At 67.6% G+C, this 21,127-nt stretch carries 22 protein-coding genes; 16 read left to right on the top strand and 6 right to left on the bottom strand.

All coding sequences use genetic code 11. The features are described from left to right. The first annotated feature begins 267 nt into the window (after window positions 1–267). The 3 genes from KZX46_RS07980 to KZX46_RS07970 all read left to right on the top strand — a co-directional run bounded on the left by KZX46_RS07980 (window position 268) and on the right by KZX46_RS07970 (window position 3,602). Window positions 268–717, top strand: coding sequence for an iron-sulfur cluster assembly scaffold protein (locus KZX46_RS07980; RefSeq protein ID WP_216709699.1), 450 nt, complete (start codon window positions 268–270; stop codon window positions 715–717). Further along, complete coding sequence (locus KZX46_RS07975) at window positions 717–2,504, top strand: monovalent cation:proton antiporter-2 (CPA2) family protein (protein WP_216709700.1); 1,788 nt, start codon at window positions 717–719, stop codon at window positions 2,502–2,504. The genes KZX46_RS07980 and KZX46_RS07975 overlap by 1 nt, the downstream gene beginning before the upstream one ends. A gap of 78 nt (window positions 2,505–2,582) precedes the next feature. Then, window positions 2,583–3,602 (top strand): NADP-dependent oxidoreductase, encoded by a 1,020-nt coding sequence (locus KZX46_RS07970; RefSeq protein ID WP_219776156.1) that lies wholly within the window; start codon window positions 2,583–2,585, stop codon window positions 3,600–3,602. 457 nt (window positions 3,603–4,059) lie between these two features. Here KZX46_RS07970 and KZX46_RS07965 read toward each other — a convergent pair whose 3' ends face one another. Beyond that, complete coding sequence (locus KZX46_RS07965) at window positions 4,060–5,496, bottom strand: AMP nucleosidase (RefSeq protein ID WP_370647507.1); 1,437 nt, start codon at window positions 5,494–5,496, stop codon at window positions 4,060–4,062. 74 nt (window positions 5,497–5,570) lie between these two features. On the opposite strand from KZX46_RS07965, the gene KZX46_RS07960 reads away from it, so the two are divergent. From KZX46_RS07960 to KZX46_RS07945, 4 genes are read left to right on the top strand one after another with little or no spacing between them, the layout of a single operon-like run. Then, window positions 5,571–6,716 carry an acyl-CoA dehydrogenase family protein gene (locus KZX46_RS07960; protein ID WP_219776154.1) on the top strand — a complete coding sequence of 382 codons (1,146 nt, stop codon included), beginning with the start codon at window positions 5,571–5,573 and terminating at the stop codon, window positions 6,714–6,716. Next, entirely contained in the window at window positions 6,713–7,075 is a 363-nt protein-coding gene (locus tag KZX46_RS07955; protein ID WP_219776153.1) for a DUF423 domain-containing protein, read from the top strand. Before KZX46_RS07960 ends, KZX46_RS07955 begins: the two co-directional genes overlap by 4 nt. Window positions 7,076–7,132: 57 nt before the next feature. After that, complete coding sequence (locus KZX46_RS07950; RefSeq protein ID WP_219776152.1) at window positions 7,133–7,489, top strand: hypothetical protein; 357 nt, start codon at window positions 7,133–7,135, stop codon at window positions 7,487–7,489. Then, on the top strand, window positions 7,486–7,689 hold the full coding sequence (locus tag KZX46_RS07945) for a hypothetical protein (RefSeq protein ID WP_219776151.1): 204 nt from the start codon (window positions 7,486–7,488) through the stop codon (window positions 7,687–7,689). Before KZX46_RS07950 ends, KZX46_RS07945 begins: the two co-directional genes overlap by 4 nt. Here KZX46_RS07945 and KZX46_RS07940 read toward each other — a convergent pair. Genes KZX46_RS07940 through KZX46_RS07930 form a run of 4 tightly spaced genes read right to left on the bottom strand, consistent with a single transcriptional unit; the run spans window position 7,686 to window position 11,307 of the window. Further along, window positions 7,686–8,462: a class II aldolase/adducin family protein gene (locus tag KZX46_RS07940; protein WP_219776150.1), complete on the bottom strand. Its 777-nt coding sequence runs from the start codon at window positions 8,460–8,462 to the stop codon at window positions 7,686–7,688. The genes KZX46_RS07945 and KZX46_RS07940 overlap by 4 nt on opposite strands. Window positions 8,463–8,496: 34 nt before the next feature. Next, window positions 8,497–9,333, bottom strand: coding sequence for a tyrosine-type recombinase/integrase (locus tag KZX46_RS07935; RefSeq protein ID WP_255615537.1), 837 nt, complete (start codon window positions 9,331–9,333; stop codon window positions 8,497–8,499). Window positions 9,334–9,389: 56 nt separating this feature from the next. Continuing rightward, the gene (locus KZX46_RS22820) at window positions 9,390–11,180 is read right to left on the bottom strand and encodes a hypothetical protein (RefSeq protein ID WP_226896172.1); all 1,791 of its coding nucleotides are present in this window, start codon (window positions 11,178–11,180) and stop codon (window positions 9,390–9,392) included. Beyond that, window positions 11,170–11,307, bottom strand: a complete 138-nt coding sequence (locus KZX46_RS07930; RefSeq protein WP_219776148.1) for a hypothetical protein — start codon at window positions 11,305–11,307, stop codon at window positions 11,170–11,172. Before KZX46_RS07930 ends, KZX46_RS22820 begins: the two co-directional genes overlap by 11 nt. A 198-nt stretch (window positions 11,308–11,505) precedes the next feature. On the opposite strand from KZX46_RS07930, the gene KZX46_RS07925 reads away from it, so the two are divergent. Genes KZX46_RS07925 through KZX46_RS07915 form a run of 3 tightly spaced genes read left to right on the top strand, consistent with a single transcriptional unit; the run spans window position 11,506 to window position 13,231 of the window. Further along, entirely contained in the window at window positions 11,506–11,988 is a 483-nt protein-coding gene (locus tag KZX46_RS07925; RefSeq protein WP_255615536.1) for a shikimate kinase, read from the top strand. Then, window positions 11,985–13,082, top strand: coding sequence for a 3-dehydroquinate synthase (gene aroB / locus KZX46_RS07920; protein ID WP_219776146.1), 1,098 nt, complete (start codon window positions 11,985–11,987; stop codon window positions 13,080–13,082). The genes KZX46_RS07925 and aroB overlap by 4 nt, the downstream gene beginning before the upstream one ends. Then, window positions 13,082–13,231 carry a DUF2256 domain-containing protein gene (locus KZX46_RS07915; RefSeq protein ID WP_219776145.1) on the top strand — a complete coding sequence of 50 codons (150 nt, stop codon included), beginning with the start codon at window positions 13,082–13,084 and terminating at the stop codon, window positions 13,229–13,231. The genes aroB and KZX46_RS07915 overlap by 1 nt, the downstream gene beginning before the upstream one ends. On the opposite strand, the gene KZX46_RS07910 is transcribed toward KZX46_RS07915, so the two are convergent. Next, on the bottom strand, window positions 13,221–14,114 hold the full coding sequence (locus tag KZX46_RS07910; protein ID WP_219776144.1) for an MBL fold metallo-hydrolase: 894 nt from the start codon (window positions 14,112–14,114) through the stop codon (window positions 13,221–13,223). The genes KZX46_RS07915 and KZX46_RS07910 overlap by 11 nt on opposite strands. 128 nt (window positions 14,115–14,242) lie before the next feature. Here KZX46_RS07910 and KZX46_RS07905 point away from each other — a divergent pair, with 128 nt between their 5' ends. From KZX46_RS07905 to infB, 6 genes are all read left to right on the top strand, one after another. Next, complete coding sequence (locus KZX46_RS07905) at window positions 14,243–14,704, top strand: hypothetical protein (protein ID WP_219776143.1); 462 nt, start codon at window positions 14,243–14,245, stop codon at window positions 14,702–14,704. After that, the gene (locus KZX46_RS07900; RefSeq protein WP_219776142.1) at window positions 14,697–15,266 is read left to right on the top strand and encodes a hypothetical protein; all 570 of its coding nucleotides are present in this window, start codon (window positions 14,697–14,699) and stop codon (window positions 15,264–15,266) included. The genes KZX46_RS07905 and KZX46_RS07900 overlap by 8 nt, the downstream gene beginning before the upstream one ends. Window positions 15,267–15,403: 137 nt before the next feature. Next, window positions 15,404–15,967, top strand: a complete 564-nt coding sequence (locus tag KZX46_RS07895) for a ribosome maturation factor (protein ID WP_219776141.1) — start codon at window positions 15,404–15,406, stop codon at window positions 15,965–15,967. 1 nt (window position 15,968) lies between these two features. Then, window positions 15,969–17,561 (top strand): transcription termination factor NusA, encoded by a 1,593-nt coding sequence (nusA, locus tag KZX46_RS07890; RefSeq protein ID WP_219776140.1) that lies wholly within the window; start codon window positions 15,969–15,971, stop codon window positions 17,559–17,561. Then, window positions 17,548–18,264, top strand: coding sequence for a DUF448 domain-containing protein (locus KZX46_RS07885; protein WP_219776139.1), 717 nt, complete (start codon window positions 17,548–17,550; stop codon window positions 18,262–18,264). The genes nusA and KZX46_RS07885 overlap by 14 nt, the downstream gene beginning before the upstream one ends. Beyond that, window positions 18,257–21,070 (top strand): translation initiation factor IF-2, encoded by a 2,814-nt coding sequence (gene infB, locus KZX46_RS07880; protein WP_219776138.1) that lies wholly within the window; start codon window positions 18,257–18,259, stop codon window positions 21,068–21,070. The genes KZX46_RS07885 and infB overlap by 8 nt, the downstream gene beginning before the upstream one ends. Window positions 21,071–21,127 lie beyond the last annotated feature (57 nt).

The raw sequence follows: 21,127 nt of genomic DNA, 5'->3' as shown, positions 1-21,127 counted from the left end.
GCTTCTCCCCCCGCGTCGAACTTGGCGAAGCGCTAATCGCGCTCCTTGTCATCAGTCGACCGACACACCTTAAGCGAAGACGGGTGGGTATGTCAATGCAAGCTAAAGGCGAAACCGTACAAACGCCACTGCCTGTCGGGGCAGGATCAAGCGGTCGCAATTCGGGCCGGGCACTCGCCACCTGTGCCAAGAGGCGGCACCGCAAAACATAGTAATAGCGCGGCCGCGGGTTTGGCGGCGGCGATGCCATCGCCTATATCGGCTGGCATGAGCGAGACCCTGTACAACACGCAAATTCTGCGCCTCGCCGCATCGATCCCGCATGCCGTGCGCCTCGACGCACCGCAGGCGAGCGTCGTCCGGGTGTCGCCGATCTGCGGCAGCCGGGTGACCGTCGACCTCGACCTCGACGATGCCGGCCGCGTCGTGCGCTTCGGGCAGGAGGTCCGGGCGTGCGCGCTGGGGCAGGCCTCGGCGTCGCTGCTCGGGACGCACATCACCGGGCGAACCCGCGCCGAGATCGCCACCGCGCGCGATGCGCTCGCTGCATACCTTAAAGGTGACGCGGAGGCGCCGGGCGAATGGCCCGGTCTCGAGCTGTTCGCCCCGGCGCGGCCGCACAAGGCGCGTCACGGCTCGATCCTGCTCGCCTTCCAGGCGGCGGCACAGGCGGCGGATCAGGCCGCGGTCGGCACCATCGCGCTGACCCCCGCGTGATGCACGATACGTCCGCGCTCCGCGACGCGGTCGTCTATCTCGCTGCGGTCGTCATCCTCGTGCCGCTGTTCGCCAAGCTCAAACTCGGCGCGGTCCTTGGGTATCTCGCCGCCGGCATCCTGATCGGCCCCGGACTTCTCGGCCTCGTCACCGACACCAATGGCATCGGCCAGATCGCTGAATACGGCATCGTCCTGCTGCTGTTCGTTATCGGGCTCGAACTCAAGCCGTCGCGGCTGTGGGCGTTACGGCGCGACATCTTCGGACTTGGTTTCCTGCAGGTGACGCTGTGCGGGCTAGCGCTGACCGGCGTCCTGCTCGGGGTCACCGGCCTGTCGTGGCAGGCGGCGCTCGTCGTCGGGCTGCCGCTCGGCCTGTCGTCGACCGCGCTCGTCATGCAGCTCCTCGCCGAACGCCAGCTGACCGACACCCCGTTCGGCGAACGCATCTTCGCGATCCTGCTGTTCCAGGACATCGCGATCGTCCCGCTGCTGACCGTCGTCGGCGCGCTGTCGCGACTGCCCGACCCGACCGCGCGGCCCGGCTGGCAGACCGCCGCGCTGACCGTCGCTGCGCTCGCCGGGCTGGTGCTGGCCGGGCGCTATTTGATGAACCCGCTGTTCAAGCTGATCGGGCGGCTCGGCGCGCGCGAGGCATTCGCCGCCGCCGCTTTGTTCACCGTCCTCGGCGCGGCGCTGCTGATGCAAAGCCTTGGCCTGTCGATGGCGCTCGGCGCGTTCGTCGCCGGGGTGATGCTCAGCGAATCGCCGTACCGCCACGCGCTCGAGGCCGACATCGAGCCGTTCCGCGGGCTGCTTCTCGGGCTGTTCTTCGTCTCGGTCGGGATGACGCTCGACCTGACGGTGCTGCGCGACAATCCGGTGATGGTCGTGCTCCTCGTCGCGGCGCTGATGGCGACCAAGACCGTCGTCATCGGCGGGCTCGCGCGGCTGTTCGGCACCGGCTGGATCCGTGCGCTGCAGATGGGCCTGCTCCTCGCGCAGGGCGGCGAGTTCGGCTTCGTCCTCTTTGCGCAGGCGCAGCGCGGGCTGCTGATCGATGCCTCGGCGGCGAACCTGTTCGGCGCGGTGGTGACTGTGTCGATGGTGCTGACCCCGTTCGCCGCGAAGTTCGCCGCGGTGTTCAACCGCGCCGCGCCGAAGCGCACCGATCTCGACGGCCCCGACAAGGTCGTCCACCGCGACGCCGACGCGCGGGTCATGCTCGTCGGCGCGGGGCGGTTCGGGCAGGGCGTCGCCCAGATGCTGCTCGCGCGCGGCGTCGAGGTTATCGCGATCGACCTCGACCCCGAACTGATCGACGTCAGCAACCTGTTCGGCAACCGCGTCTATTTCGGCGACGGTCGGCGGGTCGACGTCCTTCGCGCTGCCGGGGCCGAGGGGGCGCAACTGCTCGTGTTGGCGAATGACGGCGCGTGGCCGCCCGAAGCCACGCTCGAACCGATCCGCGCGGCGTTTCCGCACCTGAAGATCCTCGCGCGCGCCTTTGACCGGATCCACCTGCTCGCGCTGACCCGGGCGAATGTCGACGCGACGGTGCGCGAGGTCTTCGATGGGTCGATCGCGCTCGGCCGCGAAGCGCTGGCGCTGCTCGACACCGATCCCGAGACGATCGTCGCGATCGAAGCCGAATTCCGCCGCCGCGACGCCGAACGGCTCGAGGAGCAATTGTGCAGCGGCGACCAGATGTCCGGGCTCGACAAGCTGTTCCGCCCCGGATCGGTGTTCGTCCCCGACGCGCTGGGCGAAATTCCCTTCCAAATCTGACGGGCGGACCGACGACGCCTCGACAGCGCCGCCCGGTTGCCCGATACGTCAACCAAACGCACCGTGGGGAGTTCGAGCATGACGACGAGCCGTGAAGTACGCTTGATGAGCCGTCCCGAGGGGATGCCTGTCGCCGACAATTTCGAGGTCGCCACCGTCGATCTCTCCGCACCGACCGCCGGGCAGATCCGCGTTCGCAACCGCTTCATGTCGGTCGATCCGTATATGCGCGGACGGATGTACGACCGCCCGAGCTATGTCCCGCCGTTCCAGATCGGCCAGCCGCTCCAGGGCCACGCGATCGGCGAAATCGTCGAGAGCCACGCCGACGGCTACGCGGTCGGCGATATGGTGACGTCGATGCTTGGCTGGCGCGAGGAATTCGTCGTCGACCCGACGGTCTTTGCCGCCATGCCCGGAATGTTCGATAAATTACCGACGTTGGCCGGGATCAGCCCCAGCGCATTCCTCGGCGTCCTCGGTATGCCGGGGATGACAGCGTACGCCGGGCTGCTTCAGATCGGTGCGCCGAAGCCGGGTGAAACCGTGTTCGTCAGCGGGGGTGCGGGCGCGGTCGGCTCGGTCGTCGCGCAGATCGCCAAGCTCAAGGGCTGCACGGTGATTGCCACTGCGGGCAGCGCGGAAAAGTGCGACTGGCTGCGGTCGCTCGGCGTCGACCACGCGATCAATTACAAGACCGGCAATTTGCTCGACGCCGTCCGATCGGCAGCGCCGAAGGGCATCGACGTGTATTTCGACAACGTCGGCGGCGAGCACCTCGAGGTCGCGATCGAATTGGCCAACCCGTTCGCGCGCTTCGCCGAATGCGGGATGATCGCGCAGTATAATGCCACCGAAGTCGTGCCGGGGCCGCGTAACATGATCCTGGTGGTCGGCAAGCGACTCAAGATTCAGGGCTTCATCGTCAGCGACTTTGCCAGCTTGCGCGACCAGTTCATGACCGAGATGGGCGGCTGGATCGCCGAAGGCCGGATCAAGTCGGAGGAGACGGTGATGGAGGGCATCGACCAAGCCCCAGCGGCATTCATGGGGCTGTTCACCGGGGGGAATACGGGGAAGATGGTGGTCAAGCTTTAGCGGCCATGCGCAGCGAAGCGGACGCCCTTCGCGTCTGTGAGCAGCGGCGGACTCGCGAAAGCGCCCGGCCGGCGGGGCGGCGGCCTAAAGCCGCCGAACCTGTCCGACGAAGGCGGGGGCTTTGCCCGCGCCCGCCCGCGATCTCTTCTGTCCTACACCCCCGTACCCGGCGTACCGTCAAACACTCGAGTCGCCACCGGGCAACTCCGCGTTCATTCTCATTGTTGGTCCCGTCGAGAGGGCTGGCTCCAATGATTCCACAGCCGGTGCAGCGCGAAGAACCACATGCGTTTGTGTGAACTTATTTTGAACTTAAGCTTTGGAGGGCGTCGCGGCAAAGCCGCGCCGTCGGTCGGGTTCGGCGATAAAGGTTCGCCGACCCGCCGGCCGGCTTCGCGCGAGTCGCGCGATAAGCGGCAAACGCGAAGGGCGTTTTCCGCTTATCGCTTGCCGCGCTTCAGCGGAAAGGCGGCTCGTCGAACGCTCTTAGCTTCCGCGAATGCAACCGGTCCCCCGCCGCGCGCAGCCGGTCGATCGCCGCGATCCCGATCTGCAGGTGTTCGGAAATCGCGCCCTCGTAAAAGCGGTTCGCCTGCCCCGGCAGCTTGATCTCGCCGTGCAGCGGCTTGTCCGACACGCACAGCAACGTCCCGTACGGAACGCGGAAGCGATAGCCCTGCGCCGCAATCGTCGCCGATTCCATATCGACCGCGACCGCGCGCGACTGGTTGAAGCGCAGCGCGGTGCGGCTGAAGCGCAACTCCCAGTTACGGTCGTCGGTCGTCACGACCGTTCCGGTCCGCAGCCGCGGCTTGACCGCCTCCCCATGCAAGCCAGTGATCGCCTCGGTCGCCTGCTGAAGCGCTTGCTGGACCTCGGCAATCGGCGGGATGGGAATTTCGGGAGGCAAAACGTCGTCGAGGACATGGTCGTCGCGTAGATAGGCGTGCGCCAACACATAGTCGCCGATCGCCTGGCTTGGGCGCAACCCGCCGCAATGCCCGATCATCAGCCACGCCTCGGGACGCAGCACCGCGAGATGGTCGGTGATCGTCTTGGCATTCGCCGGGCCGACGCCGATGTTGACGAGGGTGATGCCTGCGCGTCCGGGAGCGGTCAGGTGATATGCCGGCATCTGGTGGCGCCGCCACGCGCCGTCGGCTATCGCCCGCGCCGGGTCGGGATCATCCCGGCCGATGACGGTCCCGCCGCTGCACGACAGGCTGGTGTAAATCGTGTCGCCCTGCAACTGGCGGCACGCCCATTGGACGAACTCGTCGACATAGCGGTGGTAGTTGGTCAGCAGGACATATTGCTGGACGTCGGCAGCGGGCGTGCCGGTGTAGTGCTTGAGCCGGGCGAGGCTGAAGTCGGTGCGCGGCGCGTCGAACAAGGCGAGCGGACGCGTCGCGTTGAGCGATAGGTCCCACAGCCCGTCGGGCAGTTCGTCGCCGATATGCGTCAGCTCGGTCGTCGGGAAGAAGCGCGCGAGGTCGGCGGCGGCGACGGTGTCGAGCCGCAGGTCGTCGGCGCCGTCGAGAACGTACGGGTAGGGAATCTCGACCCCCGAGCGCGCCACCTCGATCTCGACTCCGAAGTCGGCGGTGAGCAGATCGAGCTGTTCGACGAGATAGTCGCGATACAGCTCGGGGTGGGTCACCGTCGTCGCATAATCGCCGGGCACGGTGACGCGGGCATAAGCGCGGATCAGCCGAGGCGCGCCGCCGCCATGGTAGCGCAGCCGCAGTTCGGGGTAGGCGAACGCCCCCGCCGCGCGCGCCGCCGGGTCGGGCGGAGTGCCGTCGCGGAGGTATGCCCCGAGCGCGGCGCGGAGCGCGGCGACCGAGGTGGCGTGGATGGCGGTGAGGGCATCGACGATCTGGGTGGAAGTCATCGCCTGCGGCATGCCCGATAATTGGCGGCCGGTCGACCGTCTGCTAGGGCAGCGCTCCCGACGGAGCCTTTTGCATGCAGTTCGACCTGACCGACGACCAGCGCGAAATCCAGGAGGTCGCGCGCCGCTTCACCGCGAGCGAGATCACCCCCAATGCGAGCCATTGGGACGAACACCACGTCTTTCCGATCGACACGATTCGTGCGGCGGGCGCGCTCGGCTTCGGCGCGATCTATGTCTCGGAGGCGAGCGGTGGCATCGGACTCGGGCGGATCGAGGCGGCGTTGATCATGGAAGCGATGGCGTACGGCTGCCCGTCGACCAGCGCGTTCATCTCGATCCACAACATGGCGTCGTGGATGATCGACAGCTTCGGCACGGCGGACCTGAAGGCGCGCTATTTGCCCGCGCTGGTGCCGATGGACAAGATCGCCAGCTATTGCCTGACCGAGCCGGGGTCGGGCTCCGACGCCGCCGCGCTGCGGACGCGCGCAGTGCGTGACGGCGATGACTACATCGTGACAGGGAGCAAGGCGTTCATCTCGGGCGGCGGGGTCAACGACGTCTATGTGACGATGGTCCGCACCGGCGTCGACGGACCGAAGGGCATCTCCTGCCTCGTCATCGACAAGGACATGCCAGGGGTCAGCTTCGGGGCACCCGAACGCAAATTGGGGTGGCACAGCCAGCCGACGGCGCAGGTCAACTTCGATGCGGTGCGCGTGCCGGTGGCGAATCGTGTCGGCGATGAGGGGCAGGGCTTTTCTATCGCCATGACCGGGCTCGATGGCGGGCGGCTCAACATCGGCGCGTGCTCGCTCGGCGGGGCGCAGCGTGCGCTCGACGAGGCGGTCGCCTACACCCGCGGGCGGTCGCAGTTCGGCAAGGCGATCGCCGATTTCCAGGCGACCCAGTTCAAGCTTGCCGACATGGAGACCGAGCTGCAGGCGGCGCGGATGCTGCTCTACGCTGCCGCTGCACGGGTCGAGGACAACGCCCCCGACAAGACGCGCTTCGCGGCGATGGCGAAGCGGCTGGCGACCGACACCGGCATGGCGGTGGTCGACCGCGCGCTCCAGCTCCACGGCGGCTACGGTTACCTGATGGATTACCCCGTCGAGCGCCTGTTCCGCGACCTCCGCGTCCACCAGATCCTCGAGGGCACCAACGAAATCATGCGCGTGGTGATTTCGCGCGAGTTGATGCGGGCGAGCAATTGACCGCGCGCTACCTCCCGTCGCTTGCTGCGTTGAGCGCGTGCCTGTCGATCGCGGTCGGCGCGGCGGCGGTCCACGGCGTCACCGACCCACTGGCAAAGGGCTGGCTCCAGACCGGGGTCCAGTTTCAGCTTCCCCATGCGATCGCGGTGTTCGCGCTGCTCGGCTGGCGCGATACCCCGGCGGTGCGCGGCGGTGCGTGGGCGCTGCTGATCGGCAGCCTGATCTTTGCCGCCACGCTCGACGGCCTCGCGCTCGGGGCTCCGCGCTGGTTCGGGGCGATTACCCCGATCGGCGGATCGGCAATGCTGCTCGGCTGGCTGTGGCTCGCGCTTGCCCCGTTCGTACCGGGGCGTCGCTAGCTTGTAGGAAACCAGCGGGCGGCTTATCATGATAAGGAAGATGATAAGGAACGATCGATGGCCGCCACCGCCCGCGTCACCGTCCTGTTCGATCCAGCCGAGAAGGCCGCGTTGCAGTCACATGCCTCTGCCGCGAAGATCAGCACGGGCGAATATATCAAGCGCGCGGTGTCGGCGTACGAGATGTACGAGGAGGTCGAGCTGACGCCGGAGGTCATGGTCCAGCTCGAAACCTATGCCGAGTTGCTCAACTCGGCGACGCGGACGATGAATGCGCAACTCGACGCAACGATCGCCCGGATCGACCGCGCGCTCGATCCTGCGCGGGAGGATGAAATCCGTGTACGCGTGATGCGCGAAATTGCCGGGATGAACCTCGACCGCGTCGCCGATTTATTCAGAGCCAACGCTTGAGCATCATCGACAATATTCTGAGCGGTACGCGTAACCTCCTGTTGCTGCAGTACAAGGTCGATCAGCTCACCGCGGACTACGCAAAGCTCGAGGCCCGGCAGGACAGTCTAACCGAGCGCGTCATCCGACTCGAGGTCATCATCTCCGAAGCGCAACGCGCCGCGGCGCGCACACCCGCCCTGCCGCCGCCGAACGCCTAGTTCCGGAAGCTCGGGTCAAGCCGGTCCATCTTCCGCAGCAGCGCGGGCCATGCGAGGCGGTCGGCGACGACGTCGAGCCCGTTCTTGCCTTGGCCCGCGGTCTTTTCTGGCGACCCCTGCGGCGGGTGGTAAAGGTTCGCGACGCCGCCCGACAGCGCCATGATCTGCGCCTCGCACGCACGCTCGAGGAAATACATCTTGATGAAGCATTGGCCGACGTTCTTGCCGACAGTCAGCGTGCCATGGTTGCGCAGGATCATCGCGTCCTTGGTACCGAGGTCGGCGACGAGACGCTCGCGCTCCTCCAGGTCGAGCGCGACGCCTTCGAACTCGTGATAAGCCACCTCGCCGCGAATCAGCATCGCGGTCTGGGTGAGCGGCATCAACCCTTCCGCCTGCGCCGCGACCGCCTGCCCAGCCGGGGTGTGGAGGTGCATCACCGCGAACGCATCGTCACGTGCCATGTGCAGCGCCGAATGGATGGTGAAGCCGGCGGCGTTGGTGATGTATGGCGTCGGCATCACCGGTTTGCCCTCGACGTCGATCTTGACGAGGCTCGACGCGGTGATCTCCTCGAACATCAACTGGTAGGGATTGATCAGGAAGTGATGCTCGGGACCGGGGACGCGCGCCGACAAATGGGTGAAGATCAGGTCGTCCCAACCGTAATGCGCGACGAGCCGGTACGCGGCGGCGAGGTCGACACGGATCGCCCATTCCTCGGGGCTGACTTGGTCCTGCACGTTGTCGACGGTCTTGAAGGCGGTAGCCACGGCGACTCTCCCAGTTTTTTTGAGTGTGCGCCCGTCAGACCTTGTCGGCAAGCGGATGGCGGGTGTTGACCAGCTCGACGAGCTTCGCGCTCTGGACATGGGTATAGATTTGCGTCGTCGCGATATCGGCGTGCCCGAGCAGCGTCTGCAGCGTCCGCAGGTCGGCACCGCCCTCGAGCAGATGCGTCGCGAAGGCGTGGCGCAAGACGTGCGGGCTGATCCGGTCGGGCGGGATGCCGGCGTCGGCGGCGAGGTCCTTAACGAGCTGGAACAGGCGGACGCGCGACAGATGCTTTGTCCCGCTGGGAAACAGGTAGCGCTCGGTGACGGCGACAGCGGCGGCGTGGGCGGCAACTGCGGCGAGCGCGCGCTGGCCGATCGGGACAAGGCGCTCCTTGCCGCCCTTGCCCGTCAGGATGGCGAAGCCCCGCCCCGGCTGGACCGCGTGGCGTGGCAGACTGACGAGCTCGGTCGCGCGCAGCCCCGAGCCGTAGAGGAGTTCGATCAGCGCGGTCAGCCGGAGGTTCGCGAGAGTCGGTGCCCGGTCGGCGAGCGCCGCGAACAGCCGCTCGACGTCGCCCAACCCGAGCGACTTCGGCAGCGGGCGAGCGCGCGCGGTCTTCGGCAGCCCCGCTGCGGGATCGTCGGCGCGGAGTCCCTCGGTAATCAGGAAGGTGAAGAACCCGCGCAGCGCCGACGATTTGCGCTGGAGCGAGGCGCGCGCGAGGTCGCGCCACTCATGCGCCAGCCGAGCCAGATCGTCGGGGGTCGCCGCCACGAGCCGCCCGCCGAGCAGCGCACTCGCGCCGTCGAGATCGCGGCAGTAGGCAAGGATCGTATTTTTCGCCGACCCGCGCTCGGCGGCGCACATGTCGAGGAACAGGGCGATGGCGCGGGTGTCGGCCAGAGCCTCTGCAACCGCTCCCGTCACCCCCGCGTGACGGCTTCGGCGGCGAGCATTCGCGCCTCGTGGTTCCAGCCAACCGCAACATAGGCAGCTATGATGTGCGCGAAATACGCTGGCGACACCGCCGCCCAACGCACCTGCAGCCCGGTCGCAGCGAGGACCGCGACCTCGCCGGTACGGTGCGCCGCCGCCGCCGCGTCGATCGCGCTGCTCCAGCTGTTGGCGACGGTCAGCCCGGCATCGCTTTTCGACGAACTCCAGTCGCTGCCGCGCGCATGGCCCAAGCCGTCGAGTGCCGCGAGCAGCAGTGCCGCGCGGTGCGGCGAGACGTCCTTGGCGTAAGCGGCGAAGCGGTCGGGCGATACTGCTATGCCGCCATTCGCACCGACCGCGAGCAGCGCCCACGCGCTGCGGCTCGCGGCGTCGTCGCCGCGCGCGACGACCGGCCACCATTTGGCGGCGCGGTCCTCGATCCCTGCCGACAGCATCGACGCAATCAATTCGGGCGCGTCGGACGCCACCGCTTGATCGACCGGCAACCGCGCGGCGGCGAGCGCGGTCTCGACGTGCGCGGCATAGCGGTCGTGCTCGTCGGCGCCACTTGCCCAGATCGTCCGCATCGCCGCGACGCGCTCGACCGTCGTCGGCGCGGCATAAGCGGCGCGCAGCGTTCCCGCCGGGGACGCGTCGAGCGCACTGCGATCGAGATCGGCGCTCGCCGCGCTGATCGCGCTGACCATGTCGTCGACCGAGACGATGCCGATTGCCGCCGCCGGGCGCAGCGCCGCCGCGCGGACGTCGGCGGCCTGTCCGGGCGCGCGGAGCACCCAGCCCCAGCTCGTGCCACCGGTCGCCTCGGCGAGCTTGGTCAGCAGCGGAAGCGGCACCGCGACTCCCGCGGCGGTCGCGACGCCGAAGCGATAGGGCGTCAGCCGGTCGACCGCGTCCCATTCGACGTTCGCCGCGCGACCGCCACCGGCCCCGCTGATCGTCGCAATGCGCTCGCCGAGCATGATGTCGAAAGGGTCAACTTGGTTACCGTCGCGCAGGCCGTCGAAGCCGCTCGCCGCGGTGATGTCGTCGCCCGCCATCGCCGCGCACATCGCCTCGCTCAGCTTCCACAGCGGGTCGGTCGAGACCGCGCCGCCGGTGTCGGCGAGCGGACACAGGCCGGGGAGATCGGCGGCGGCGAGGTGGACCTGCCCCTCGACGCGAACCAGCCGCGGCGTCACCCGGTCGATCGGCAGATTGTCGATCAACGCCTTGGCCCCGTCGATCTCGCCCATCTCGAGCAGGGTCCGCGCACGCTCGGCGATCCAGTCGCCCGCGTTGATACCGGCCGGGGCGGGAGCCTCCGACAGCAGCGCGCGACGCAGGACGATATGCGCCCAGCGCGCGGCGACCGGGGTCCGCAGCCGCCGCAGCAGGCCGGCGACGAAGCGCCCGTCGGACCCGGCGAAGACGTCTGGCCCATAACCGCCCGCATCGGGGGTCAGCGGACCGACGCTGCCGAGCGGCGGCCCGCTCGGCTCGGCGGCCGCCGCAGCGGTCGTTGCTGTTGCGGCTGCCGCATCGGCAGGCGCGACGGCGTCGGGCGTCGCATCGGCATCCGGCGCGGGGGGCAGCGCCAGCGGCGCGGGCGCGACGACCGGGGCGGACGGTGCCGCACCGAAGCTATCGGGCAGCAGCGACTTCGGCGCAGCCCCCGGAGCCGCTGCGGCGTCGGGCGCGGGCGCGACCTGCGCAGCCGACGGACCAGCCGCGAATGCCGCGATCAGCAGCAGCGCGAGGGGACGGCGATCAGTGGCCAAGGCGGTCGTTCGGGATGACGCGCTCGACGTGGTGCGTCGGCGCGGGGACGTTGGCGGTCATCAGATAGACGACCCCGCCCACGACGATCACCAGGACCGCAAGCAAGACCCACAACAAAAACCGCATGTCGTTCTATTCCCGATACCAATGTCGCGGGGCTTTGCCCGTCTTCGGCGCGGTGTATAGCGTAAGCTTGTCATGGAGTGCGACGCAAAAAGCCCGGCCGCAACGGCCCACCCGCCGCGGGTCGCGGCAGCACCGGCGACAGTGTCGCGTGCTGCGCCCGCAGCGGCGCCGACGCGGACGATCGTGCTCGTCGGGCTGATGGGCGCAGGCAAGTCGACGATCGGGCGTCGGCTGGCGTCGCGGCTCGGACTGCCGTTCGTCGATGCCGATACCGAAATCGAGCGCGCTTCGGGCCTGTCGATCGCCGAAATCTTCGAACGCTTCGGCGAGGCGCATTTCCGCGACGGCGAACGCCGCGTCATCGCCCGGCTGATCGACGGCCCGGTCAAGGTCGTCGCCACCGGGGGCGGTGCCTTCGTCGCCGCCGACACCCGCGCGCTGATTCTTGCCCGCGCGGTCGCGATCTGGCTCGACGCCGATATCGCGACGCTCGCCGAGCGCGTCCGGCGGCGCAATACGCGGCCGCTGCTCCGCGACCGCGATCCCGCCGAGGTGCTCAGCGAGCTCGCCGCGATCCGCAACCCGCTCTACGCCGAGGCGCATATCCATATCAGCAGCAAGCCGACTCCGCATGACGCCACCGTCCGCGCGATCCTCGCCGCGCTGGCGAAGCCGCGATGATCGTCCGGGTCGCGCTCGGCGAGCGGGCGTACGACGTCCACATTGCGTCCGGCCTGCTCGCGCGCGCCGGGGAGATCGTCGCGCCGCTGACTGCGCGCAAGCATATCGCCGTCGTTACCGATTCGACCGTCGCGCGCCTCCATCTCGAACCGCTGCGGACGGCGCTGACGGCGGCGGGGCTGACGATCGCGCCGATCATCGTGTCCCCCGGCGAGGCGACGAAAAACTGGCGGACGCTCGAAACCGTCGTTGAAAGCCTGCTCGGCTTCGGCGTCGAGCGCGGCGACGTCGTCGTTGCACTGGGCGGCGGGGTCGTCGGCGACCTGACGGGGTTCGCCGCCGCGATCCTTCGCCGCGGATGTAAATTCGTCCAGATCCCGACGACATTGCTCGCGCAGGTCGACAGCTCGGTCGGCGGCAAGACCGCGATCAACGCGACGGCGGGCAAGAACCTCGTCGGCGCGTTCCACCAGCCCGCCGCGGTGCTGATCGACCCGTCCCTGCTCGACACGCTGCCGCCGCGCGAATTGCGCGCGGGCTATGCCGAGGTCGTCAAGACTGCGCTGCTCGGCGATGCGGCATTCTTCGACTGGTGCGATGCCAACGTCGCTGCGCTGCTCGGGGGTGATCCCGCCGCGCGGACACATGCGATCGCCACCAGCGTCGCTGCCAAAGCCGCGATCGTCGCCGCCGACGAGCGCGAAACCGGCGACACCCGCGCACTTCTCAACCTCGGCCACACCTTCGGCCACGCGCTCGAGGCCGAGGCAGGGTTCTCCGACCGGCTGCTCCACGGCGAGGCGGTCGCGATCGGCTGCGCGCTGGCGTTCGCCTTTTCCGCCGAGCGCGGCTTGTGCCCACCTGCCGACGCGGCGCGGGTCGCCGATCATCTTGCCCGCGCCGGTCTGCCGAACCACCCGCGCGGGATCGCGACGACCGCTGCGCCGCTGATGGCGCATATGCTCCAGGACAAGAAGATGCGGAACGGCACGCTCGCCTTCGTCCTTGCCCGCGGCATCGGCGACGCTTTCATCGCCCGCGACATTCCGCTCGGTGAGGTCGAGACGTTCCTCGACCGGACGCTCGCCGCCTGATGCCGAAGGGCGTCAAGAAGGCCGATCTCCCGACGAAGATCTGCGCCGCCTGCGCCCGCCCGTTCGCGTGGCGCAAGAAGTGGGAGCGCGATTGGGAGAACGTCCGTTACTGCTCCGATGCGTGCCGAGCGAAGGGCGTCAGTTCGTAAAGCTCGACGCCGCCGCCGGAACCCAGGTGAAGCCGTCGCCCTTGGCGGCAATCGTGCCGACGCCGGGGTACGGGAAGTGCGGCGCAAAGATCATCTCGTGGCTCGCGGCGAGCCGCGTCAGTTCCGCTCGGCGGCTGACCTTGCCGACCGCCTTGTCCGAATCGAAGCCCATCGACCAGTCGGGCTTCGCCAGCGACACGATCGTGCTGTGCGCGGTGTCGCCGATATCGAGCAGCCGCACCTTGCCCGAGACGATCTCATAGGCGACGTGGCCCGGCGTGTGGCCGGGGATCGACATCGCGGTGATGCCGGGAACGACCATCGTACCGGGGGTGAAGGTCGCGACCTGCGGGGTGATCGCCGCGACCAGCTTCGCCGCGCCGGTGTTCGCCTGGAGGAAGGTCCATTCGGCCGCCGACATGCGTACTTTCGCATTCGGGAACGCCTGCGCCCCGTCGCTTGTGATCAGGCCGCCGACGTGATCGCCGTGGCTGTGGGTGATGAGGACGTCGGTAACATCGCCCGGTTTGACCCCGGCCGCGGTGAGGCTCGGCATGAGCTGGCTCGCCGCAACGCCGACGCCGGTATCGATCAGGACGAAGTGCCCCGGCAGCTCGACCAGCAGCGCGTTGACCCCGACCCGGACCGTGTCGGTCGGCGCCCCCGCCGCGGCGAGCACCGCCGTTACCGCAGGCACGCCAGCATCGACGCCGAAGGTCCCGCCGTCGTTGGGGATGAGGAAGTCGGTGTCGTGAAGCGCCGCGACTCGCAGCGCGCCGACAGTGACCCAGCGCGCTTCGGGCGCGACCGGCTGCGGCATCGGCGCCGCGGTCAGCGGCACGGCCAGTACGGCGGAGAGCAGCAGGGCGAGCTTGAAGGACATATGCGTCTCCTTTGCGGTATTGATGCACTCTTAGCGGGCGCACGATGGGTTCGGAAGCCATGCGATCGCGCTGAACGCCCGGGATGGGACATCTTGGCTCCCGACCGATATTGTTCTAAGCCTCAGTAATGGGCTACAAGACGTCACTCTCAATTAGAGCGTGTGCTTTAATTCTGGTTACGGTCCAGCTGTCCTCGCCAGCCTCGGCGGGAAACGAAATCCGCTGGTTTTCAGTTTTGGGCCAAACCGAGTTCAGCGACGTCCGGTCGCAGCTTCAAGTCCTGACCAACGAACTTGGCCATGCCCAGAAAAACCGCTTTTGCGTCGTGGGGCAGGTGGTCGGTCGTGATCGCCAAGCATATGTGCAGTGGCTGACGGCAAACAAGCTGATTTTGTGGGAGCCGCAGGAGAGCAACCCGAGGGCGATCGCGGGCTCTCGTCGTTACCTCGACCTCGACCGCGACGTCGTTGCTGGCAACGACGTCGACGGAAGTACTTATCAGCTGACCCGGGCGACGGCGAATAGGATCGTGCGAGCTTGTCGAAAGTTCGGCAATACTTTCACTGTTGAGCGACGCATCGATGGGTGACCCCAATGGTAACGATGAGGTCCACCTTGCGCCCGCCAGCACCGATGCCGGCGCGATGGAACGTTTGTTCCTGCTTGAGGCAACCTCTCCGGGCTACATCAACAAATATCGAGCCGAGGAAAATCTTTCGTCGATGCGCCTGATGCGTCAAACGATTGAAAACCGGCTGAAGTCGCCGCGTGAATATGGCGCGCGTGGAGCAACCACGCCGACCGACATCGTGGAGCTTGGCAACCAGTTTGCAGGCTTCAGCGCTTACCCGATTCTCGATGCGCGCATGGGTGCTAATCTGCAGGACATCTTGCGGTTCGCCAATGATTCGCATCACCCGCTGCAAAAAGCCTACCGCCAGTTCATTGCCGACAGTGTGACCGCGGCTACCGAAGATGTAGTGTCACTAAAGGCGATCTTTCCTAACGTCACCGCTTGGCGAACGCATGGCTCTTCATCGCCTGGACCACGTTTTCGCGAGTTGACGACTCTGAGCGGAAATACCTTTTATTCGACGCTGCCGGTCCCGCCGCATCCGCCACACGATGTCAGGCATCGCTCCCGGCCATAGATCGACATGCTGCGATTTGTGTAATCGTGTTGCACCGTTCGGTCCGTGGGACTATATCGCCTTTATCTTCACATCGTCAGCTTGCGAAGGTCGGCCCGGAACGCTCCGGACCGCCGCGAATGTCGTACAGGGTTCATTTGGCTACAGCCGCCGTCCTCGCCGAATTGATCGGCCCGATCGCCACCGCTCAGGGGCTTGCCCTCGTGCGCGTCCAGATGAACGGGTCGAAGGCCGGGCAGACATTGCAGGTGATGGCCGAGGACCCGGCGACTGGGCAGTTGACGCTCGAGCAATGCGAGACCTTGAGCCGCGCGCTGTCCGACATGCTCGACGAGAAGGACCCGATCGAGGCCGAATACGCGCTCGAAGTATCATCGCCGGGGATCGACCGCCCGCTCACCCGGCTCGGCGATTATGCTAAATGGGCCGGGCACGATGTCCGGGTGAAATTCACCGAGAGCATCGACGGGCGCGCCCGGCTCCACGGCGCGATCGTCGGCGTGACCGGCGAGAATGTCGATTTCAACGTACCGACGGTTGGCCCGGTGACGGTGCCGTTTGCCGCGATCGAAAGCGCCAAGCTGGTGCTGACCAACAAATTGATCGCCGCCAGCCGCCCGCTCGATTTCGGCGATGCCGAGCAGATCGTCGAAGACCCGGCCGAATTTGCCGACAACGACAACACGCAGGATGAGGACTGACATGGCCCAAGCCGCCACCGCGACCAAAGGCGTCGCCGCCGTCACTGCCAACCGCGCCGAACTGATCGCGATCGCCGACGCCGTCGCACGGGAGAAGTCGATCGACCGGATGATCGTCATCGAGGCGATGGAGGAGTCGATCCAGAAGGCCGCGCGTGCGCGTTACGGCGCCGAGAACGACATCCGTGCCAAGATCGATGCGAAGACCGGCGACCTGCGGCTGTGGCGCGTCCTCGAAGTCGTCGAAGCCCCCGAAGATTTCTTCAAGCAGATCAACCTCGTCGACGCCGCCAAGCTGCAGAAGAACCCGGCGCTTGGCGATTTCATCGTCGACCCGCTGCCCCCGATCGAATTCGGCCGTATCGCCGCGCAGGCGGCGAAGCAGGTCATCGTCCAGAAGGTCCGCGATGCCGAGCGCGACCGCCAGTACGAAGAATATAAGGACCGGGTGAACGAGATCATCACCGGCGTCGTCAAGCGTGCCGAGTTCGGCCATGTCGTCGTCGATCTCGGCAAGGCCGAAGGCGTGATCCGCCGCGACCAGCAGATTCCGCGCGAAGTCCTGCGCGTCGGCGACCGCGTCCGCACGCTGATCCTATCGGTCCGCCGCGAAATCCGTGGGCCGCAGATCTTCCTCAGCCGCGCTGCGGGTGAGTTCATGAAGAAGCTGTTCGCGCAGGAAGTCCCCGAAATCTACGACGGCATCATCGAGATCAAGGCGGTCGCGCGCGACCCCGGCAGCCGCGCGAAGATCGGCGTGATCAGCCGCGACTCGTCGATCGACCCGGTCGGCGCATGCGTCGGCATGAAGGGCAGCCGCGTCCAGGCGGTCGTCCAGGAGCTTCAGGGCGAGAAGATCGACATCATCCCGTGGTCGCCCGACGTCGCCACCTTCGTTGTCAACGCGCTCCAGCCGGCCGAAGTCAGCAAGGTCGTGATGGACGAGGAGGACAACCGCATCGACGTCGTCGTTCCCGACGACCAGTTGAGCCTCGCGATCGGCCGCCGCGGGCAGAACGTCCGCCTCGCCAGCGCGCTGACCGGACGCCAGATCGACATCATGACCGAGGCCGACGAGAGCGAGCGGCGCCAGAAGGAATTCGTCGAGAAGTCCGAGCTGTTCCAGACCGAGCTCGACGTCGACGAGACGCTCGCGCAGCTGCTCGTTGCCGAAGGCTTCAGCGAGCTCGAGGAAGTCGCCTATGTCGACGTCGCCGAACTCGCGGCGATCGAAGGCTTCGACGACGACCTCGCCGGCGAGCTTCAGCAGCGCGCGCAGGACGCCTTGGACCGCAAGGAAGCCACCGCCCGCGAGGAGCGCCGTGGCCTTGGCGTCGACGATGCGCTTGCCGCGATCGACGGCTTGACCGAAGCGATGCTCGTCGTTCTCGGCCATGCCGGCATCAAGACGATCGACGACCTTGGCGACCTCGCCAGCGACGAACTCGTGGCGAAGCGCGACGGCATCCTCAAGACGTTCGGCTTGTCGGAAGACGACGGCAACCGCATCATCATGGCGGCACGCGCGCACTGGTTCGACGAAGAAGTGAAGCCGGAAGCTGGGGAGGTCGCTAACGCGGATGTCCCAGAATGAAACCGGCATAGCGACCGACATCGACGTTCAGGGACCGACCGGGAAACCGTCGGCCCCCGAACGCAAATGCATCCTGACGGGTGAGCACGGGTCGCGCGACGCGTTTATCCGCCTTGCGCTCGACGACGCCGGGGGGGTCCACGCCGACCTCGCGGCGCGGGCGCCGGGGCGCGGGGCATGGCTGTCGCCCGACCGGACGTTGATCGCCACCGCCGCCGCCAAGGGCAAGCTGCGCGGCGTGCTGATGCGCGCCTTTAAGACGACGAGCATTACCGTCCCCGACACGCTCGTCGAGACGATCGCTGCTGGGCTCGAACGCCGCGCGCTCGACCGGCTCGGGTTGGAAAACAAGGCCGGGCACCTCATCTGGGGATCGGAGCGGATCGGCGATGCGTTGAGCGCAGGGCGGGTCCGGCTGCTGCTTCACGCGAACGACGCAGCGTCCGACGGCATGGCGAAGCTCGACGGCAAGGCGAAGGGCGCACCGAACACCGTCGTGTCGCTGGTTTTACCGGTGGGACGCGAGATTTTGTCCTTGGCGCTCGGTCGCGAGAATGTGGTACACGCCGCAGTCTGCGAGACGGCGGCGGCAGTGCGTGTGAGCGGGGCGGTTGCCCGCTGGCGCGCCTTCAACGGCTTGGATTTCAACGACATGGGGGCGAACGCCGCTCCCGCTAAAGGCATCAGGGTAACGCATGAGTGACGACAACAAACCCAAGCTCGGCATGCGTGCCCCGCTCGGTCTGAACAAGACGGTCGAGATCGGCAAGGTCAAGCAGAGCTTCAGCCATGGCCGCTCGAAGTCGGTCGTGGTCGAGGTCAAGCGCGCGCGCGTCCTCCATCGTCCGGGTGAAGTCCGCGAGGAACCCGTCGTCGAGGCCCCCGCACCGGCGGCCGCACCCGTACCCGCACAGGTAGCGCCCCCCGTCGCCACCCCGGTCGCGCCCGCCGCCCCCGTCGCGAAGGCCCCCGAGCCGACACCGGCCCCCGTTGCCGAGCCCGCCGCCGCACCGGCTCCGGTCGCGACGCCCGCCGTGCCAGCGCCGGTCGAGCCTGCGCCTGCGCCCGTCCCGGCGCGCCCGGTCGTGCCCCCGGTCATGTTCACCCCGGTCGAACGCGCGCCGATTCCGGTCCGCGCCGAGCCCGTTGCAACCTCGGCCCCGGCCCCGGCTGCGACCCCCGCGCCGGTTGCGGCAGCACCCGCTGCTGCGGCTCCCGTCGCCCCGACGCCCACTCCAGCCCCGCCGGTCCGTTCGGCGCAGGCGACGCCGCGCGGTCCAGCACCGAATCGCGGCCGCCCGGCCCCGACCCCCGCTGCGCCCGACCGGCTGACCGCGCAGGAGCGGCTCGCCGCGATGCTGCGCGAGGCCGAGGAACAGCGGATGCAGGCGCTCGAGGAAGCGCGCCGCCGCGAGGAGATCGAAAAGGCCGAAGCGATCGGCATGGAGAAGCTCCGCGCCGAGGAAAAGAAGAAGGCCGAGGAGGAAGCCGCGCTGCGTCCGCCCGAGGCGAAGGTTGCCGCTGGCCGCCTGCCCGGCACGATCACGCCGATCATCGACGAGGAAGAAGGCGGCAAGCGCGGCCTGCCCGCGCGTCCGTCGCGCGGCCGCGTCGACGACCGCCGCCAGGGCAAGCTCACCGTCACCCGCGCGCTCGACAGCGACGACAGCGTCCGCACCCGCAGCCTTGCCGCACTTCGCCGCGCGCGTGAGAAGCAGCATCGCGGCCACGGCGGCGGCGCCGGTCAGGCACGCCAGGTTCGCGACATCGTCGTGCCGGAGGAGATCACCGTCCAGGAGCTCGCCAACCGCATGGCCGAGCGTGGCAGCGACCTGCTCAAGGCGCTGAACCGTCTCGGCTCGCCGATGGCGATGACCGATGCGATGGACCAGGACCTTGCCGAGTTGCTGGTCGTCGAGTTCGGCCACAACATCGTTCGCGTGTCCGATTCGGACGTCGAAGTCGGCGTCATCGGCGCGGTCGATATCGATACCGATCTCGAGCCGCGGCCCCCGGTCGTGACGATCATGGGCCATGTCGACCACGGCAAGACCAGCCTGCTCGACGCACTTCGCGGCACCGACGTCGTCGCGGGCGAGGCCGGTGGCATCACCCAGCACATCGGCGCGTATCAGGTGGCGTTGAAGGGCGGAGAAAAGGTCACCTTCCTCGACACGCCGGGCCATGAAGCCTTCACCGACATGCGCAAGCGCGGGGCGAACGTCACCGACATCGTCATCCTCGTGGTGGCGTGGGACGACGGGATCATGCCGCAGACGATCGAGGCGATCGCCCACACCAAGGCGGCGGGCGTGCCGATGATCGTCGCGATCAACAAGATGGACAAGCCCGGAGCCGATGCGCAGAAAATTCGCACCGCGCTGCTCCAGTACGATGTCCAGGTCGAGGAGTTGGGCGGCGACGTCCAGGATGTCGAGGTGTCGGCGACCAAGAAGACCGGGCTCGACGACCTGCTCGAGAAGGTCCTGCTCCAGGCCGAGGTGCTCGAACTCACCGCCAACCCGAACCGCGCCGCCGAGGCGACGGTGATCGAGGCGAAGCTCGACAAGGGCCGTGGTCCGCTCGCGACGGTACTCGTCAACCGCGGCACGCTCAAAGTCGGCGATGTCTTCGTCGTCGGTGCCGAGTGGGGCAAGGTTCGCGCGCTGCTCAACGACAAGGGCGTCCAGGTCAAGACTGCGGGGCCGTCGGTCCCGGTCGAGGTGCTCGGCCTGTCGGGCGTCCCGCGTGCGGGTGACCCGTTCAGCGTCATGGAGACCGAGGCACGCGCGAAGGAGGTTGCGGCGTATCGCGCCGGGCTCATCACCGCCGAACGCACCGTTGGTCCGCCGGCCGACCTTGCGCAGATGTTCAACGCGCTTCGCGAAGCTAAGGCGCAGCAGTATCCAATGGTCATCAAGGGCGATGTCCAGGGATCGGTCGAGGCGATCGTCAGCGCGGTCAACAAGATCTCGACCGACCTCATCAAGGTCAAGGTGCTGCATTCGGGGGTCGGCGGGATTACCGAGTCCGACGTCACGCTGGCGGCGGCATCGAAGGCGCCGATCATTGGCTTCAACGTCCGCGCCAACGCCAAGGCACGCGAATTCGCCCAGCGGGACGGCGTCGCGCTCAAATATTACGACGTCATCTATAATCTGATCGACGACGTGAAGGCGGCGATGGCAGGGCAGCTCGGTCCCGAGTTCCTCGAGAACGTCGTGGGCCGCGCGCAGGTGCTCGAAGTCTTCCAGGCGGGCAAGACCGGCAAGGCCGCTGGTGCGCGTGTCATCGAAGGCACGATCAAGCGCAACCTGCGGGCTCGCGTCATGCGCGACGATGTCGTCATCTATGTCGCCAACGTTTCGTCGCTGCGGCGCTTCAAGGAAGACGTCAACGAGGTCCGTTCCGGGCTCGAGTGCGGTATCGGCTTGGAGAACAACACCGACATCAAGCCGGGCGACATCATCGAGACGTACGAGATCGAAGAGCGCGAGCGTACGCTTTAAAGCATCGACGAGCGGGTCGGGCCTTGTGCCCGGCCCGCAGCTTTGCGCGTCTTCGCG

The organism is Polymorphobacter sp. PAMC 29334 (genome assembly GCF_019431245.1).
Taxonomy (GTDB): Bacteria; Pseudomonadota; Alphaproteobacteria; order Sphingomonadales; family Sphingomonadaceae; genus Polymorphobacter_B; species Polymorphobacter_B megasporae.
This window is presented reverse-complemented; position numbering and strand designations above follow the sequence as displayed.